This is a genomic window from Roseburia hominis A2-183 (assembly GCF_000225345.1).
Classification (GTDB): domain Bacteria; phylum Bacillota; class Clostridia; order Lachnospirales; family Lachnospiraceae; genus Roseburia; species Roseburia hominis.
In genome coordinates this window covers 71,256-89,286 of the sequence record NC_015977.1, presented here as the reverse complement: position 1 = coordinate 89,286, position 18,031 = coordinate 71,256, and the positions used below count along the sequence as shown (strand labels likewise).

Annotated in this window: 14 protein-coding genes and 1 pseudogene; 2 read left to right on the top strand and 13 right to left on the bottom strand. The window is 53.7% G+C overall.

Annotated elements, in window-relative coordinates; genetic code table 11:
• Positions 1–15: 15 nt before the first annotated feature.
• The 13 genes and pseudogenes from RHOM_RS00405 to RHOM_RS18150 form a co-directional block, all read right to left on the bottom strand.
• Positions 16–984, bottom strand: coding sequence for a substrate-binding domain-containing protein (locus tag RHOM_RS00405; RefSeq protein ID WP_014078296.1), 969 nt, complete (start codon positions 982–984; stop codon positions 16–18).
• 136 nt (positions 985–1,120) lie between these two features.
• On the bottom strand, positions 1,121–1,744 hold the full coding sequence (locus RHOM_RS00400) for a GTP pyrophosphokinase (protein ID WP_242823154.1): 624 nt from the start codon (positions 1,742–1,744) through the stop codon (positions 1,121–1,123).
• A gap of 58 nt (positions 1,745–1,802) precedes the next feature.
• A complete protein-coding gene (locus tag RHOM_RS00395) occupies positions 1,803–3,092 on the bottom strand; it encodes an MFS transporter (RefSeq protein WP_014078294.1) in 1,290 nt (429 codons plus the stop codon).
• On the bottom strand, positions 3,046–4,086 hold the full coding sequence (locus RHOM_RS00390; protein ID WP_143761624.1) for an alpha/beta hydrolase: 1,041 nt from the start codon (positions 4,084–4,086) through the stop codon (positions 3,046–3,048). The genes RHOM_RS00395 and RHOM_RS00390 overlap by 47 nt, the downstream gene beginning before the upstream one ends.
• Positions 4,083–4,883: a glycerophosphodiester phosphodiesterase gene (locus RHOM_RS00385; protein WP_014078292.1), complete on the bottom strand. Its 801-nt coding sequence runs from the start codon at positions 4,881–4,883 to the stop codon at positions 4,083–4,085. Before RHOM_RS00385 ends, RHOM_RS00390 begins: the two co-directional genes overlap by 4 nt.
• A 142-nt stretch (positions 4,884–5,025) precedes the next feature.
• Positions 5,026–6,588: an amidohydrolase gene (locus RHOM_RS00380; RefSeq protein WP_014078291.1), complete on the bottom strand. Its 1,563-nt coding sequence runs from the start codon at positions 6,586–6,588 to the stop codon at positions 5,026–5,028.
• 28 nt (positions 6,589–6,616) lie between these two features.
• Positions 6,617–8,098, bottom strand: coding sequence for an APC family permease (locus tag RHOM_RS00375; RefSeq protein WP_014078290.1), 1,482 nt, complete (start codon positions 8,096–8,098; stop codon positions 6,617–6,619).
• 83 nt (positions 8,099–8,181) lie between these two features.
• A complete protein-coding gene (eutC, locus tag RHOM_RS00370; RefSeq protein WP_014078289.1) occupies positions 8,182–8,967 on the bottom strand; it encodes an ethanolamine ammonia-lyase subunit EutC in 786 nt (261 codons plus the stop codon).
• A gap of 14 nt (positions 8,968–8,981) precedes the next feature.
• A complete protein-coding gene (locus RHOM_RS00365; protein WP_014078288.1) occupies positions 8,982–10,349 on the bottom strand; it encodes an ethanolamine ammonia-lyase subunit EutB in 1,368 nt (455 codons plus the stop codon).
• A gap of 9 nt (positions 10,350–10,358) precedes the next feature.
• Positions 10,359–11,783: an ethanolamine ammonia-lyase reactivating factor EutA gene (locus tag RHOM_RS00360; RefSeq protein WP_014078287.1), complete on the bottom strand. Its 1,425-nt coding sequence runs from the start codon at positions 11,781–11,783 to the stop codon at positions 10,359–10,361.
• A gap of 449 nt (positions 11,784–12,232) precedes the next feature.
• Positions 12,233–13,087 (bottom strand): DMT family transporter, encoded by an 855-nt coding sequence (locus tag RHOM_RS00355; RefSeq protein ID WP_044024731.1) that lies wholly within the window; start codon positions 13,085–13,087, stop codon positions 12,233–12,235.
• Between the two features lie 82 nt (positions 13,088–13,169).
• Complete coding sequence (locus RHOM_RS00350; RefSeq protein ID WP_330364837.1) at positions 13,170–14,021, bottom strand: SLC13 family permease; 852 nt, start codon at positions 14,019–14,021, stop codon at positions 13,170–13,172.
• Positions 14,022–14,115: 94 nt separating this feature from the next.
• Positions 14,116–14,298, bottom strand: a pseudogene (locus RHOM_RS18150) (SLC13 family permease); the annotation flags it as partial.
• A gap of 191 nt (positions 14,299–14,489) precedes the next feature.
• On the opposite strand from RHOM_RS18150, the gene RHOM_RS00345 reads away from it, so the two are divergent.
• A complete protein-coding gene (locus tag RHOM_RS00345; protein ID WP_242823153.1) occupies positions 14,490–15,581 on the top strand; it encodes a 2-oxoacid:acceptor oxidoreductase family protein in 1,092 nt (363 codons plus the stop codon).
• A 58-nt stretch (positions 15,582–15,639) separates the two neighbouring features.
• The gene (locus RHOM_RS00340) at positions 15,640–17,991 is read left to right on the top strand and encodes a thiamine pyrophosphate-dependent enzyme (RefSeq protein WP_014078284.1); all 2,352 of its coding nucleotides are present in this window, start codon (positions 15,640–15,642) and stop codon (positions 17,989–17,991) included.
• The last annotated feature ends 40 nt before the right edge of the window (positions 17,992–18,031 follow it).

Here is an 18,031-nt window from a genome sequence, read left to right as displayed (position 1 = left end):
TTTCAGCTGTCCGTCCTAGTTTGCTGCATCCCAGGTTGTTGTCTCGCCCGTGAAGATACCCTTTACGGTGTCGGAGGAGAGATCCTCTACCGGGTTCTCCTGATTTACGATCACTGCGATACCGTCCATGGCGATCTTCGTTGCGGTAAGTCCTTCCTCTGTCTCGGAATCCTTTAACTCGCGGGAAGCCATACCGATGTCAAGTGTGCCGTCTGCTGCGCCGGTCATACCTGTGGTAGAATCACTTGTCTGAAGCTCGATCTCCACGTTTGCATTAACTGCCTTGTAAGCCTCGATCAGTTTCTCCATTACCGGAGATACGGAAGAGGAACCGCCGACTACGACTTTGCCTTCTGCTCCGTTGGACTCGAATGCTGCTGCGGAATCATCTCCGATATAACCGTTGTCGGAGATTACTTTCTGTCCGTCACCGCTCATGATGTAGTTGATGAAATCCTGTGCAGCCTCGCTGACCTCGCCCTTTGTTGCAATATTGAACGGTCTTGCGATCTTGTAGGTGCCGCTCTTGATGTTCTCTACGGTAGCCTCTGCTCCGTCGATCTTCACTGCCTTTACCGTGTCGTTTAAGGAACCGAGAGATACATAACCGATTGCGTAGGTATCACCTGCTACCGATGTGAGCATAACGTCCGTGCTGTTGGTGATGATCGCTTCCTCTGTGGTATTATCCACTTTCTCGCCGCTCTCATCTTTTTCTTCCACACCGAACAGCTCGATGAATGCTCCTCTTGTGCCGGAACCATCCTCACGGGAATATACGGCGATTGCTGATGTATGATCGAAATCTGCATTCTCTGCCGGTGCAGCTTCGCTTGTGGTATCTGCTGCGTCTGCGGTGGTTGCTGCATCTGTGGTTGCTGCTGCATCTGTGGTGGTGTCTGCTGTATCACTGCTGCCGCATCCTGCGAACATGCTCGCTGCCATAACACCTGTCAATAACATACACATTACTTTCTTCTTCATTTTGAATCCTCCATTCAATTTTACGGAATTTCTTCTCCGTTTTTTCTTTTACCTCGTTTCTTAGAACATGGTTTACTTTACGGGAGGAATGTAAAATGCAGAAGAGCACTTATGTAAAACCTGTGTAAAAATCCTGTCACATCATTTCAATCTGCCGGCGCAGCTCTAACATCTTATTGTCCACCTTTGCGATCACGTCCGAGTAGCCGCGCGTCTCGCGCTCCACATTGGCGATCTGGCCGGCATCTTTCTTATAACACATCTGCGTGTCCAGCTCTGCCCAGTAATCCATCGCAAACGAGCGGATCTGAATCTCCACCCGGATCTCCGTGACCGTGTCATTGTACGTCACCGGAACACCCGCAATCACATGAATACTCTGATAGCCGCTCTTCTTGGGATTTTTCACATAATCCTTTTCTTTGATAATGTGAAAATCCTTCTGCTTCTTGATGACATCCGCTATCCGGTAGATGTCGTCACAGAAAAAGCACACGACCCGGATGCCGGCGATGTCATTGAGTGTCTGCACCGCCTCCTCAAAGGAGACTTCCCGCCCTTTCTTTTTGAGCTTTTTGATGACGCTGTCCGGCGTCTTGATGCGGCAGGACATATTGCGAATGACCTGGCGGTGGCATTGTTCCGTCAGGTCAGCATTGATCAGTCTTAATCGTGCCTGTACGAGATCCATGGCGGCGGCATAGGATAGCTGCACCATCGGCTGTAACAGTTTCTCACTCAACAGGTCTTCATTCGGCAATTTTTGTTCTCCGTTTTGTTTTTCCTTTATTTCTATTCGCTTCTTTTTCTTTTTAGAATCATTCTTTGGCAAAACCCGCTGCGCCTCCCATCGCACCGCTCTGTGACGTCTCCCCTGCCATGCACCGGCGCTGCATCTGGAAACAGATAAATCCCACAACAAACATGGCGGCGATCGCTGCCACACCGGCTCTTGACGTATCAAACAGCTGTGTGGTGATTCCCATCAGCATCGTTCCCATAAAGGAAGCTCCTTTTCCAAAAATATCGAAGATGCCGAAATACTCCGTCGACTTTTCCTTCGGGATGATCTTGGCATAGTAGGAACGGGAGAGCGCCTGGATGGCTCCCTGAAATACACCGACAAACGTTGCCATCATCCAGAATTTCCACGCCGCATCCAGCCAGAGTGCATAAACTGCAACCACAAAGTAAGCGCCGATGCATACCGAAATGAGTTTTGAAGATGCAAAGCGCTGGGTCAGTTTTCCGAACAGAATCGCGCACGGGAATGCGACGACCTGCGTGAGCAGCAATGCCATCAGAAGGCTGGTGTCGCTGATTCCGACGTCTTTTCCGTAGGAAGTCGCCATCTCGATGATGGTATACACGCCATCAATATAGAAGAAAAACGCTGCCAGAAACCACAGCACCTTTTTGTCATCCCGGATCTCCGCAAAGACTTTGCCGAGTCTGGAAAAGATCTCGCGCACATTGGTGCCGCCCGCTTCCACATAGTATTTCTGTTGATAGTTCCGCAGCAGCGGAAGTGTCACAACCACCCACCATGCCGCGTTGATAAAAAATGCAATCATCATCGCAACCGTGCCGGAGATGCCGATCGCGTCCGCGCCGAGGATCAGACCGAGGCTCGCCACAAACGGCACGCAGCTTCCGATGTATCCCCACGCATAGCCCTGGGAGGACACCTCATCCATCCGCTCATCCGTCGTGACATCCACAAGCATGGAATCGTAGAAAATGAGACTTCCGGAGAATCCGACTTTTGCAATTACGAAAATGGCAAGGAACAGAATCCAGGTCCTTGGAATCGCAAGCGCCGCACAGCCGAGCACTCCCATCATCATGAAAAATGTAAACAGCGGCTTCTTGCGGTTCTTATTGTCGGCGACCGCACCAAGCACCGGTCCTAAAACCGCCACGATCAGCGTGGAGATCGAGATGGCGTAGCTTAGATATGCGGTGGAGTCCGATGCGCTGATGCCGTTTGCAGACGCCATGTTTTTGTAATAGATCGGTATAATCGTCGACACCAGCAGTGTGAACGCCGAATTTCCGACATCATACAGTACCCAGAATTTTTCGAGTCTGCTCATTTTCGTTTTCATAATCTTTTACCTCTTCTTCCTTAATAAAGCGGAATATTTCATCATAATATTTCGCACGCGTCCGCTCATCCGCATTAAAAATCTCATGTCTGGAATCCGGCATAAAGAAAAGCTTTGTCCGCTCCGTCTCCTCCGCAAACCGCGCGATCGCATCGTTATCCACCATGTGGTCACGACCTGCTGCAAAAAGCAGCACCGGCACCTTGATCTTTGCCAGATTCTCCCGCCGCATCAGCTTACGGCTGGCGCGAAGCCCTGCGCGGACCCAGGCATAACTTCCGCCGTAGGTGCGGTAATGTTCATCTAAGAGCCGCTTTTGAAACATATAGTCATAACGCTCTTTTGAAAGGCAGCTGCTCCCCTCAAACTGCGGCGTCTCTGAAAAGCCCTGCTGTCCCGCCAGTGTGGCAAAGCATTTTCCTTTTCCGGTCAGACAGCAGAACTCCGCCAGCAGTTTTGCCAGAAACCGCGGATATTTTCCGGTCTGCATGGCACACATCGGCGCGGAGAGGACTGCCGCCTCAAACAACTGCGGATAACGTTCCAGTGCAAGGATTGCAATGGCGCCTCCCATCGAATGTGCAAACACGATCCGGTGTTCCTCCCCGGGACTTACGACCGTCTCCACAAACCGCGCGAGATCTGCGGCATAGCAGTCATAACTTTGCACATGCACCAGTTCCGGGTCATCCACCTCGCGCCCGGAATACCCGTGTCCCCGGTGTTCCGGCACATAGACCGAGTATCCCGCCTGCAGAAAACGGTATGCGACTTCGTTATATTTTTCCGCGAATTCGCAAAACCCGTGGGAAATCACAACACATTTCCCCGCATCCGGCAGAAAATAGCGCCGGTAAGCGATCGACATGCCATCTTCCATCTTAAGATAGCCCTTCTCGCCGTGCTCTTTCAGATAAGGCTCTACCGTCTCCGCCATCCAGACGGCATAAGCAGTCTTCTCCTCTTTCGCACAGCTTCTATCCTCCGGCATCATCCCTGCTTCCCCTGCTTCTTTATCACGCGCACCAGCTCCGGTGTCAGCGTTCCGTCCAGATACTCGGCAGCGATCCGCCTGCCCACGTCCGGATAATTCGTAATCATGGCGTCCACCTGCATCTCGCACACCATGCGCATGTACTGCTCCTCGTTCACCGTCCAGACGTGTACGCGCTTTCCGTGCTTCTTACAGTCTTCCATGTAATTCGGATACTGCAGATTGTAGAGCGCCGGATGCATGGCGTCTGCGCCCACGACAAGCGCGCCATAGCTGACCGGATTGACAATGCCGTCACAGTAGAGCATGCCGGTCTTCGCCTGCGGATTCAGCTCCTTGATGCGCTGCACCGTGTAGTGGTTAAACGACGAGTACCACACGCGCTCCTCCAGTCCCATGCGGGCGGTCAGGTCAAGCACGCGCTCTTCGATCTCCGGATAAAAGACCACGCCGGTCTTCAATTCCACATTGATCGTAAGTCCCGTCGGCTTTAACAGCTCATAGACTTCCTCAAGCGTCGGGATCATCGCCCGCTCGTACCCTTCCTTATGCGTCCGGTTGTAATTAAATCTGGAAATTCTCGCGTATGTAAAATCTTTGACCCAGCCGCTGCCGTCGCTGGTACGGTCAACCGTCTCGTCGTGGATGACAACCAGTTCTCCATCCTTTGTGAGCTGTACATCCAGCTCCACGCCGTCCGCGCCCATCTCAACCGCTTTCCGGAATGCCTCCAGTGTATTTTCAGGCGCGTAGCCGCTTGCGCCGCGGTGCGCCCATACCAATGTCTGTTTTTCCATGTATACAAAAACCTCCGATATGATAGCTTCTTATTTCTTCTATCATATCGGAGGTTTGTAAAATTGTTCGGGTGCGTTGTGTAAAATTTAGAAGGGATATGTAAAATATCTGTAAGATCACCCTAACTGGGAAAAATGCCGGTCAGCATTTTCCCCGCTTTATCATTCCGCGCAGAATCTGTGCGGCTCCGCCGCCGTTTCCTTTTTTATATTCCTGCCCCCGCAGGTAGAGCTGCTTCACTTTGACGGAAGCCAGTTCCTCCTTCGGGATGTCGTAAGGATTGCGGTCCAGCAACACCATGTCCGCTATTTTTCCCGCTTCCAGACTTCCGCGCTCCCTCTCATCAAAGGTCGTGTAATATCCGTTGTAGGTACACATGCGCAGCGCCTGCTGCACGGAGATGGATTCTGCCGGATTGCTGTGATTGCATGCCTTATACATCCATAAAAGCGGGTCCGGATCTGTGCAGGGTCCGTCCGATCCCGCACTTAAAATCAGTCCGTGTTCGCAGAATGTGCGGATCGGATTCAGCCTGCCCGCACGCTCTCCAAGGATCTGCTCCAGATAGCTGTCCGGCTCCTGCGGCCAGTCAATGAACACCGTCTGCACTGCCAGATTGATGTGATACCGCTCACAGACCGCAATCTCCTCCGCAGTCGGCAGACATGCATGGATGATCGTATGTCTGTGATCTTCTCTGGGCAGATCGTCAAGCGCCGCCTTGATGGCACGCACCGCCTGCACAAACGCCTTATCGCCGATCGCGTGCATCTCGATCTGCAGACCGGCGCGGTTTGCCGCCTTACAGAATTCCGTCACTTTTTCATCCGAATAGTAGAGTACGCCGCAGTCCGACGTGTTTTCATACGGCGAGAGCAGTGCCGCATCCATGGAACCGAAGCATCCGTCAAGCGCTGTCTCAAAACAGCCCCCGATTCTCGGAAGCTTCCGCTTTACCGCCTTATTCACATCGAGCGTCTGCATAAACACGCGCATCTGCATGCCGTTTGTGATGCCGCGCGCAAAAAAACGCTCCAGATCGACGTCCAGATCTCTCGCAAAGCCGACGCCGCTGACCGTATGGATCATGCCGATGCCGCGCGCAGCCAGATCGTCCAGCGCCTTCTGCATGTGCGCCACCAGCTGCACCGTAGAGAGCGAAGCTGTGATATAATCCGAGACGGCGAAAAATGCCTCCTGGTTCATCTCCCCGGTATCCTCATGAAAACCGCGCAGATGCTGCACCTTGCCGCGCACTTCGTTTAACAGCACCGTGTTGACGACACACGCGTGACCGTCGTACTTTACCAGAAAGAGCGGTTTGTCGGGACACACCTCATCCAGCTGCACCCTGCGCACCAGATGTCCGTCTGACACGGAATACGGCGATGCGCCAAACCCGATCACCAGCTTTTCCTTCGTTTTCTTCACATGCTCCCGGAGCATCTGAAGAATCTCCTCATTGCTCTGCGCATTCATGACATTGAGCCCGGCATGAAACGTCGCGTAACTTGCGAAATGGATATGACTGTCCACAAACGGCGGAATCAATGCCCCCTCCCCGGTGGACACGCGCTCCGCCGCCACACAGCCGGCCGGCAGCACGTCCCCACAGTAAAGGATTTTCCCCTGATCCTCCAACAGATAATGTGCAATCCGGTTCTCTTTGTCACAGGTTAAAATGTTACCCTCATAAAGTCTCATACCGTGCTCCTTTCCAATCCCTTAAATTTTAAAATAAGACCGGAATAATGTAAATGCCAAGTGCTATCACCGTCACAAGAATCGTGCCGGCTTTCCAGATCCGGTACTCCTTGTCCATCTTTGCCTTTTCCTGGGGGGACGGCTCCTCGAGGATACCGATCTCCTCCTCGATGGACGGAATCTTATTCTCATGCTTTCTGGTGAAAAGCGCCCAGTAGACAATCGCCGCCACAGTCACAACCGCCGCCGTCAGAAGCGCTATGCGGTCTGCAAAAATCAGAATAATGGTGTAGGCTGCGATCGTGACATAGCATCCGACCGTTCCTGCCGGCGCCCTGTACGGCCGGTTCATATCCGGATAGTGCTTCTTTAAGCCAAGGTAAGCCAGACAGCCGATCATATAACATACCGCGAGTGAGATCAGCGATACCGACGCGATATAATTGATCGACCCGGTTGCAATCAGGATAATATTGATGATGCCGACCACAAGAACCGCCATATACGGCGTCTTATACTTCGGATGTACCTTGCACAAAAACTTCGGCAGGGAACCGTCCTCCGCCATCGTGTAAATGTAGCGCGCCGGTGCGGCAATTCCCGGATTGATGGTGGAGAGATCGCCGCCGAATGCAATGCCGATGCAGAGCAGAATGATCGGAAAGCCCACCAGTCCGGCCGCCCGGAGTCCCTCCGCATACGGTGCGTCTGCCACTGCAAGGATGTGGTAAAACTCGTGCGGCACCAGTCCGGCAAGAAACCACTGGAATAACGCGTTGACTGCAAATACAAGGAATACCGATACTTTTAACGCTCTCGGAAGCGTATACTGCGGATATTTCGTCTCCGCCCCCATCGATACACAGGTCTCAAATCCGGTATAACACCACCATACCAGCCCGAAAATGTACATCATTTCCTTAAACGGCGGCAGGGAATCCATGGCAATCCCGCCGAAATAGTCCAGGTGGATGCGCGGTATCATATATAAGAACCATGCCACGGCACAGCCCCAGAAGAAGAAAATGAATCCCGTCTGCGCTTTTCCGGACATCTCAATTCCCCGGAAGTTTAAGATCAGGAAAAACAGGACCAGAACAATCGCAATGATCCGCGAATCCACGCCCTCGATATTGATGCCGAGTTCTCCAAACAGAATTTTAAAATAATTGGAAAATGCCAGTGTCTCACCCGCACCGATGCCGACCACAGAAATGATGTAATGCCAGCCTGCCAGGTTCGCCCAGACCCGGTTGAGTCCGCGCTTCGCATAATTGTAAGTACCTCCGGCACACGGAAGTGCCGCCGACATCTCGCCGTAGATCAGACAGGGCCAGATCGAGATGAGCAGGGATAAAAATGTAATTACAATAATCCCCGATCCGACATATCCAATCTGTGAGGAACCACAGGTAAACAGTCCCACTCCTACTACCGTTCCTATCGTCATACTGATCGACTCTTTCAGTCCGAGAGCACGCACCAGCTGACCTCCTTCGTTTTTCTCCATAACGTATCCTCCTTTGTCTGTCTTGCTGCTCCTATAGAAAAAGAGCACAGACGTCCCGCCTGTGCTCCTTCGCAACCATGTCTTTATTCTGCTTTTGAAAATTCTACACCGCTTTTTTTCTTTTCCAGGATCTGTGCGATCAGATCCGCAATATGTGCGGCTGCCTCCACCGGCGGCACACCGTGCCTGCTGATATTCGATACGACCGTATACTCCGACTCAAGCATGTCCGGTCTCGCATGGTAGGCGATATATGCCGACATGCTCTCCGACGTCAGAAGACCCGGGCGCTCTCCGATGAGCACGCAGGTCACCTCCGCATCCAGGAGCGGTCCGATCGTCCGCGCGGTATTCACTCTGCAATACCGCACGAAAAACGGCGTCCCGACGGTAATTCCCTTATCCTCCAGACCCATTTTTATGGTTGGAAACAGATCCGGAATGTTCGCCTTGATGGACGGCGAGCACAGACCGTCGCCAAAATAAATCTGAACCTGCGGATGGTGAATGCAGTTTTCCGCAATTTTTTGTCTGGCATCCGGCAAAAACTCCCTGCCCCAGTCCGGGCGGAGAAGCATTTCGTTTTTATTGGAACATCTTGTCCGCACCTCAAAAACGCCAAGTTCCTTTACCACTTCCTTTGGCACTTCATTGAACACCGCGTCGTTTGCCGCCGCATGCGCCGCCAGAAACCGGAGCTGTGCCTCGGTCGTATAGCGTGCGCCGCACCGTCCGATCCCGATCCGCGCGGGCGTCGCATGCTTCATCTTCCAGAGTTCCTTTTCATTGTGCGGGTGCTCCACCTGCATATATTCCATAATGTCTGTCTCTGTAATATCGCGGAGGCAGGCGGTCTCTTTTTCACTCATAAATCCCGTTCCTCCTATTTAAAGAATATGGACGGGTCTCCGGCGTTCGGACCGAGATGCCCGTTTTCCCAGATGCCCCGTTTTTCAAGCCATGCTTTAAACTCCGGTATCGGCTCCTTTTTCAGCAGCTGCCGGATACTCGCCACATCGTGATAGCTGGTGGACTGATACATCAGCATAATATCATCCGCCTGCGGCAGTCCCATCACATAGTGAACGCCCGCCGTTCCCAGAAGTGTCAGGATCGTCTCCGAGTCGTTCTGATCGGTCGGCATGTGGTTCGTATAACATACGTCGCATCCCATCGGCAGTCCGTGCAGATGCCCACAGAAGACGTCCTCGAGCGCCGCCCTCGTGAGCTGCTTGGTGTCGTAGATATACTCCGGTCCCATGAAACCTACCACCGTGTTCACCAGAAACGGGTGATAGTGCCGTGCCAGACCGTAACATCTGCATTCCATCGTCTGCTGATCGCTGCCAAACGCCGCCGAGGATGACAGTTCCGAACCCTGCCCGGTCTCAAAATACATGACGTTGGGACCCTTTGCCGGTCCCTCCTCCCGAAACAGCATCTCCGCCTCCGACAGCATCCCGGTATTGATGCCAAACGCCGAGAGCGCCGCCTCCGATCCCGCAATCGACTGGAAACACAGATCGGCGCTTCCCTGCCCGGTTCTAAGCGCTTCCATCTGTGTTGTCACATGTGAGAGCACACAGGTCTGTGTCGGAATCTCATATTTATCCCGGATGTCCCCGAGCACTTTCCAGATCGCAAGTGTGCTGTCCACCGTATCAATTGCCGGATTCAGTCCGATGACGGCGTCACCGATGCCGTAGCTGAGTCCCTCTAAGGTGCTGGCTGCCACGCCTTCCACATCATCCACCGGATGATTGGGCTGCAGTCTCGACGCAAGCACGTTTTCCGTGCCGATCGTGGTATTGCAGGTCGCCGTCACCCGGATCTTGCTTCCGGCAAGAATCAGATCCATATTGCTCATAATCTTGGAAATCCCGGCAATCACTTCGCTGGTCATTCCCCGGCTTGCGCGCATCAGCGCCCCGCTGTCTGTGGCGTCACAGAGAATCCACTCCCGCATCTCCTGGATCGTTCTGTCCTTGATCGTGCCGTAGACCGTTTCATCGATATCATCCTGAATGATCCGCGTCACCGCATCCTCCTCGTAGGGCACTACAGGATGCTCTGTTAAATCTGCCACGGTCAGCTGCGCCAGCACCTCCTTGGCGGCAATCCGCTCTAAGGCGCTCTCCGCCCCGACGCCTGCCAGCTCGTCTCCCGATTTTTTCTCGCTCGCCTTTGCCAGCACATCTTTTACATCCTTAAATTCATAGGTCTGCCCCAGCATCCGTGTCTTTAATATCATAAGCTGCTCCTAACCATTAAATATCAATGTCTTTACTATCACGGGAATGACGTTACCCGATGCAACCGGTTCGCCCAGATCAATAAAATCTCCGCTCCCGCAGCTGATTCCATCGATGCAGATAACGCTGCACTTCTCTTTCAGTCTGTGATGCAGCGCCTGCCCGATTGCTTTTCCGATATCCTCCTCAAGCACCAGGATCAGATGCCTGTCCATGCCGCACTCCCTGACATACTGGTCTGCAATCAGTTCTGCTATTCTTTGTACCTGTGCGAAAGTAGGGCACTTTAACCCCTTCATGGCAAGCGCCACCTGCCGGTCTTTTTCCTGATCCTCCCGGTAAAGCAGAAGCGCCCGGTGCATGTTTTCCGGCAGTTTTTCAATCTCTTCCTCACGCTCCAGTGGAAGCTTCACCACCGGAATATTTTTTAACGGAAACGGTTTCGTCGTGTACTCAATCGTACTTCCGGAAATGTTCATGCTGTAGTTTCCTGCGCCGATCACCGTCGCCCGCATGGTTTCCCGCGCATCCGTCACTGCCGCCCGGCGAAACGCTTCGTTCTTCCGGATCGCCTGCGCCAAAAGGATTCCGATGTCCCCATAGCGGAACAGATCCTCCTCTTCCCCGAAGCATGCCGCCACCCCGCCGGAGAACATCACAATATCGGACGGCGTGCCATCCGCCAGAAGATGGTTGGTCTGCATGTAGGAAAGCTCTGCTGCCTCCGGCGCCAGATGCACTGCCTCCGCAAGAAGTTCCGCCATCGCAGCGGTGAGTCTGCGCAGCTTTTCCGGTTCTGCCGTCCCGCCCTCCGCAAGATCAATCTCAAGCCTGCCGCACAGCCATTGCAGCTTTGGCGCCATGTAGATCACTCTGCCGTCCTTCACGCGGATCAGTCTGCCGCCGATGTCGAGGCATGCCGTATCAACCATATTTCCGTCCTCAAAGACACAGATATTTGTCGTGCCGCCGCCGATATCCAGATTGACTACCCGCTTCCCCGTCTTTTGGGACAAATCTGCGGCTCCCGCACCTTTTCCTGCCAAAACAGACTCCAGATCCGCTCCCGCTGTCGCCACGACAAACTCTCCCGCCACGTCGGCAATCGCCCGTACTACCGACTCGGCATTTCTTTTCCGGGAAGTCTCCCCCGTGATGATGACGGCTCCGGTTGCAAGATCTGCCGGACAAACGCCCGCCTTCTCATACTCCTTTTTTATAATCTCATGCACGCGCTCCCCATCAATCTCCTCCCGGGATGACAGCGGTGTAAAATAAATCTCACTCTCGTAAATGACCTCCTTGGACACTACCTTGATCTGTGGAATTCTGCCAAATCCGCCTGTGTTCTGGAGAATCATCCTGCTGAACACAAGCTGCGTCGTCGACGTTCCAATATCAATTCCGGCACTTAAAATCTCTTCCGTCTGCATTCTTCTCCTCCTCCAAAAACTGTTCTTTTTTGTCTGTGTCTGCCGCTCACCATATAATTGCGCGGTGGTTTTTTATCTGCGGCAGCCCGGCTTTTACATCTTAGTGCAATCTGGTATTTCCTATGGAATAAATAAGAACCCTGCCTGCAGGATTCTCCGCCTGCGGCGGGTCGCTCTTGCGACATCTTTCGTCTCCGCCGCAGTGCGCATCCCCGGGGAGCTTTTTTATGTAATAGGAACGAAGTTTCCTAATTACAAAAAAAAAGAGAGCAGCCGCTACCGCGGTGCTCCCTTGCACATGTCATCTGATATCTGAATTTAGAAGTTATTATAGCATGACACTTTTTGTTCAGCAATTTCCTTTTTTAACAAATATTTTACCGGCTGCTCATATATTTTTGTCTTTTTTGTACCTTTTGTATGACTTCTTCCAGCCTTTTTGTACGGATTCAGGCAGCGTTTTTTGCCTGCCTTACATTGTAGACCGTTGCCGAACCAACCACCAGCAGGGCACCGATAACAGCGGTTGCACCGATTGTCTCCCCATAAAAAACAGCCACCAGAACCGGATTTAAGATTGGCTCGATCGTCGAGGTCAGAGACGCTGTGACCGGAGAGACTGCATCCAGTCCCCGCGACAGGAACACATAGGACAGACCGAACTGTACCACGCCGAGCAGCAGCACGAAGAACCAGATATGCAGTGACATTTCGCTCTCCTGCCCGTAAAACGGGATTCCGATCGCCGCGCTCAGCGCACAGGACACCAGAAGCGACGATTCAAAGTCCGCTCCGCGGAATTTTTTCTGCATCATCACAAGCGCATAGGCAAGACCTGAGAGAATCGCGAGCAGATTCCCCGCCATGGCTCCGGCATCCAGCGACGTATAAAAGAAGCAGAAAATCCCGGCAAAGACTCCCGCGCAGGCAAACACCGCATCCCGCCCCGGCTTTTTGTGAAAGATCAGCCACATCAGAAGAATGACAAACACCGGCTCCGTGAACTGCAGCACAATCGCGTTGGCGGCTGTCGTGAGCTTGGTCGCCGCCACAAAGGCAAACGCCATCACCGTATTGCACACCGCGCCGAAGAACACCGTCTTATTCCACACGAACTTCTGGCGGCGCAGAAGCATGTAACATCCCACAACCAGCGCCGAGAAGATACTGCGCGCTCCCTGGATCGTCACCGACGACCACGGGATCGATTTGATTAAAACGCCTCCGGTGCTGAAACAGACTGCCGATAGCAGCACGCAGACTGTTCCCCTCAGGCTTTCCACATTCATTTTTCTATCACTCATATCCATTTCTCCCATCCGGGTTTCTGTCGTATTCTCCATCCGCGCTTCTGCCGTATTCTCCCATCCGTGCATCCGCCGCTTCCTATGAAATGAAAACATAGACCAGCACAAGTACTGCCAGAAACAGTACGTTTGCGATCGTAAACCACAGGAGGTAGTGCCCTTTCGTCTTATTATAATTGTGCGCGTAGATCTTATAAGAGATCAGGCTCGCCATCGACGCGATGAGCGTTCCCAGTCCGCCCAGATTCACGCCGATCGCAAGATTTTTCAGATCGTGCGTAAAATCCGCCAGAAGCAGAGCTGCAGGAACATTGCTGATGATCTGGCTCGCCCCGATGCCAACCGCCAGTTCCCTGCCCGCCACAAGACTTTGCAGGACAGACCGTACCGCCTCGATATTCCCCATATTGCCGATGAAGATGAAGAAACTGATAAACGTAAACAGCAGACAGTAATCCACCTGCAAAAACACCGCACGATCCGTAAAAATGAGCACAATGAGCACCACGGCGAGCATCAGCTCCCACGGAAGCACCCGCGCTACCGAAAACAGGCTTAATGCAAAGAGCGCCAGATAAATCCCGTTTTTCTTCCTGCCGGATGCGCTGGACACCTGCAAAAGCGAACCGGTCTCCAGCGAGATCCGGCATTTTCCCGCACTGAGCACGAACACGACAAGCAGCAGAAGCACACCTGACACGAGCGTATACGGCGCCATCCATCCGATAAATTCACCCAGCCCGGCACCGGAGATGCTGTAAAGATACAGATTCTGCGGATTCCCGACCGGCGTCAGCATGCTCCCCAGATTCGCTGCAAGCGTCTGCAGCACAAACGTTGTCACAATCAGCCGCTCCTGGTGGCATTTCTGCAGGATCGTGCACGCAAACGGCACAAACGTCAGAAGTGCGACGTCGTTTGTGATAAACATACTGGAAAAAAAGCACAAAAAAAACAAGCACCAGCATCAGCTGCGCGGTATTTTTGGTCTTTGCCAGAAGCCGGCTGCCGATCGCATCGAACAGTCCGTTGCTCTGAAATCCTGCCACAATCAGCATCAGCGACAGCAAAATGCCGAGCACGCGCCAGTCAATGTAGCCCACGTACTGCGGACCCGGGTGCACCCAGAATGCCGATGCCACAGCGAAGGCTGTGGCGATCGTGAGTACCGTTTCTTTTTTTATAAAATCTGTGATCTTCTGCAACATGTTGTCCATCATCTTTTCTGTTTCATTGTAAAAATTCCTTTCCTATTTTACTTCTCTTTTTTGCACTTGCATAGGATTTTTTTCTGAAAATGCGGCATACTACCACAAGATAGCCTGTTATCGCTGTATGCGCACAGCCGGTGCCTGTCATTTTCCCATGCACAGCTGCCCGCGCAGGAATGGAGATTTACGTGAAAAATACATTATCCTTACCTGTCACAAATGAAAACGGCTCCTATGAGATCCGCCTGGAGAGCATCGGCGGGCTGGGCGCCAATCTCTGCGGAAAAATGCTCGGGGAGCTCGGCGCACTGTCGCTTTCGCTCAATTCCTTAAGCTTTTCCAGCTACGGCTCCGAAAAGCGCGGTTCACCGGTCAAGGCGTATGTCCGCTGGTGCGCCGATGACCGCCCGCTGCGCGTCAACAGCCCCGTGACCCGGCCGCATCTGCTTGGCATCTTTCACGGGGGACTGATCGGCACCTACCCGGTCTTGGAGGGCGTCACCGTAGACACCAAAATCGTATTAAATACCCCCTTGTCCGCTGACGAGGCGGCAGATAAATACCATATTTCCATCGGAGAACTCTATTGTCTGGATGCGCTCGTACTTGCGATGGAAAGTCATTCCCGCATCAACATGGTCATGCTCGGTGCTCTGGTGCGCGCCAGCGGATTTATCCCGCCGGAAGCTGCCGAAACGCTCTGCCGCGATACGATCGGGAAAAAATATCCCGCACTCATCGAAGCCAATCTCGCGGGTCTGCGCCTGGGATATGAAAATGTCAAAATGGCTCAGGGCGACCGCAACCTCGCCCCTCTGCCGGACGCCCCGGCGGACCGGTATGCTTGGGGCTATGCCAACGCTCCGATCGGCGGCGTCAATCCGCGGATCGGAAGCACCGTCTCCAACGATCTGACCGCCTCGCGCGAAGGGTACATTCCCCTTTTTATTCAGGAAAAATGTATCAACTGCGGACTGTGTGACACGGCATGCCCGGATATGGTCTTCCAGTTTGCTCCCGGCACCTACCGCGGAAAAAACTGCATGGTCAACCGGGGGCTTGACTACTATCACTGCAAGGGCTGCCTGCGCTGTGTGGAAGTCTGCCCCACCGGCGCACTCGTGCCGGCACTCGAAAAAGATTACCCGGAAAAACCGCATTTTCTTCCGAATCAGCATCTGCTGCCCGACGCCATCCGCTATCAGACCGTCGGTGCGAATTCCTGGATCACAAGCGATTCTTTTACCGACGAAAAGCGGGTCGACGGAGGCGTCGTATAAATGCAGGCAGCACCCGTGAATCGTACCGGCGCACAGCGTCTGCAGAATGGAGAATGATATGGAAAAACAAAAAATTATGTATGACAGCGGCAATGAGCTTGCTGCATTTGCCGCAAAGCAGATCAACTATCACGTCATGGGGTATTATCCGATCACGCCCTCTACACAGATTGCGGAAAATCTGGATGTCATGGGCGCGGAGGGGCTTCACGACATTGCCCTGATCGCCGCCGAGGGAGAACACAGCGCCGCCGGCATCTGCTACGGCGCCTCAGCCGCTGGAGGCCGTGTATTTAATGCCACCAGCGCCAACGGGCTTTTGTACGCCTTAGAACAGTTTCCGGTGCAGTCCGGCACACGCATGCCGATGGTCATGAATGTTGCATGCCGCACGGTTTCCGGCCCTTTGTGCATCAAAGGCGATCACAGCGACGTCATGTATCTGCTCAACACCGGCTGGATCATTCTTTTTGCCGATGAACCGCAGAAAGTCTATGATTTTAACCTGCTCGGTCTAAAGCTTGCCGAGGCTGTCCGTCTCCCGGTCGCAGTCGCGTTCGACGGCTTTTTTACGAGCCATCAGAAGCGCAAGTGCCTTGTATTTGAGAATGATGACACCGTCACCCGCTATATCGGGGAAAAGCTTTCCTGTGACAACCCGAAGGTCTCCGCATTTGCCGGCACCGGCACCTGCGGCACCGCCGCAGAGCTTCCCTACGCCAGCGTCTTAGATCTCGCGCATCCGGTTTCCATCGGTTCCTATATGAACGAGCCGGATGTCATCAATAACCGCTACCAGCTCCATCTCGCCATGGAAGCCGCGAGAAACAAGCTGCCGGAGCTGTTTACGGAATATGCTGCCCTCTCCGGCAGGGAACTTTCCCTCTGCGGTGCCTACCGGCACGAGGACGCCGAGGTGCTGCTCTTTGTGCTCGGTTCCTCCTACCACACCGCCATGGAAGCCGTCGACCGGCTGCGGCAGGACGGCGTAGCGGCAGGCGTGATCACCCTCTACGTTCTGCGCCCGTTCCCCGCTAAGGAACTTCGCGTCCTCTGCCACAATGCTTTCACGATTCTTGTTGCAGACCGGCAGGACAGCTACGGCGCCGGGGGCGGCAACATGTCGCTTGAATTAAAGGCCGCTCTCTCTTCCCTGCCGCACCCGCCGCGCATTTTAAGCCGGATCTACGGTCTCGGCGGCAAGGACTTTTTCGTGGAGGACGCCCTTGCCCTCTTTAAAGAGGCACTCTCGCCGGACGCTCCGGCGTTCGATTACTACGGCGTCACTGCGGGCACGGAAGCTTCGGATGAGGAGACTTCAGGCACTTCCGGCAGAGCTGACCCGGCGATGGCGGTTTCTGCGATGCAGCCGCAATATTTTAAGCCTGTCACAAAGGAAGAATCCACACCGGGTCTTACCACCTGCACCTTCGATCCCACAACCGGGGAAATGAAAGTCTCCGGCGGCTCCGTAAAAGATACGACCGCCATGCCGATGCGCGTCGCACCGGGACACGGTGCCTGCCCGGGCTGCGGCATTCCGATCAATGTGAACCTCCTGTTAAAGGGCATCGAGGGAAATGTCGTCCTGCTGTTTCAGACCGGCTGCGGCATGGTAGTGACAACCGGCTACCCCAAAACCGCGTTCCGCGTTCCATTTCTGCACAATCTGTTTCAGAACGGCGCGGCGACCCTAAGCGGCGTTGTGGAGGCGTTTCACCAGCGCCAGAAGCGCGGGGAATATCCGGACGGCGAGATTACCTTTGTGATGGTGAGCGGTGACGGCGGCATGGATATCGGTATGGGATCGGCACTCGGCACCGCCCTGCGCGGTCATAAGCTGATCATTTTTGAGTACGATAACGGCGGCTACATGAATACCGGCTACCAGCTCTCCTACTCCACACCGCTCGGCGCAAAGAGTTCTACTTCCCATGTCGGAAAGACGCAGTACGGCAAGAACTTCTTCCACAAGGACACACCGGAGCTGATGGCCGCAACCCACATTCCCTATGTCGCCACGGTCGCAGAATCGAATCCGACCGATTTTATCCGGAAAGCGGCAAAAGCCGCCGCCTATTCCAGGGAGTTTGGCACTGCCTATATCAAGGCGCTGTCCGCCTGTCCGTTAAACTGGAATGATAAGCCCAATCTGGAGCGGAGCGTCATTGCTGCCGCCGTAGACTGCTGTTATTTTCCGCTCTACGAAATTGAGCGTGGTATCACAGCGCTGAATTATGATCCTGCTTCGAGCAATAAGAAAATCCCTGTCACAGAATGGCTGGGTATGATGGGACGCACCAGGCATCTGCTGAAGGAGGAGTACCGCTCCGTGGCCGAAGAGATCCAAAAAGAGATCGACCGGCGCTACGCCCGTCTTAGAGCGCGTGCCGAGCATCCGCTTCTGTAGGCACACAGAGAGAATCCGGTCGGCGGGATGCTGTGTCCGG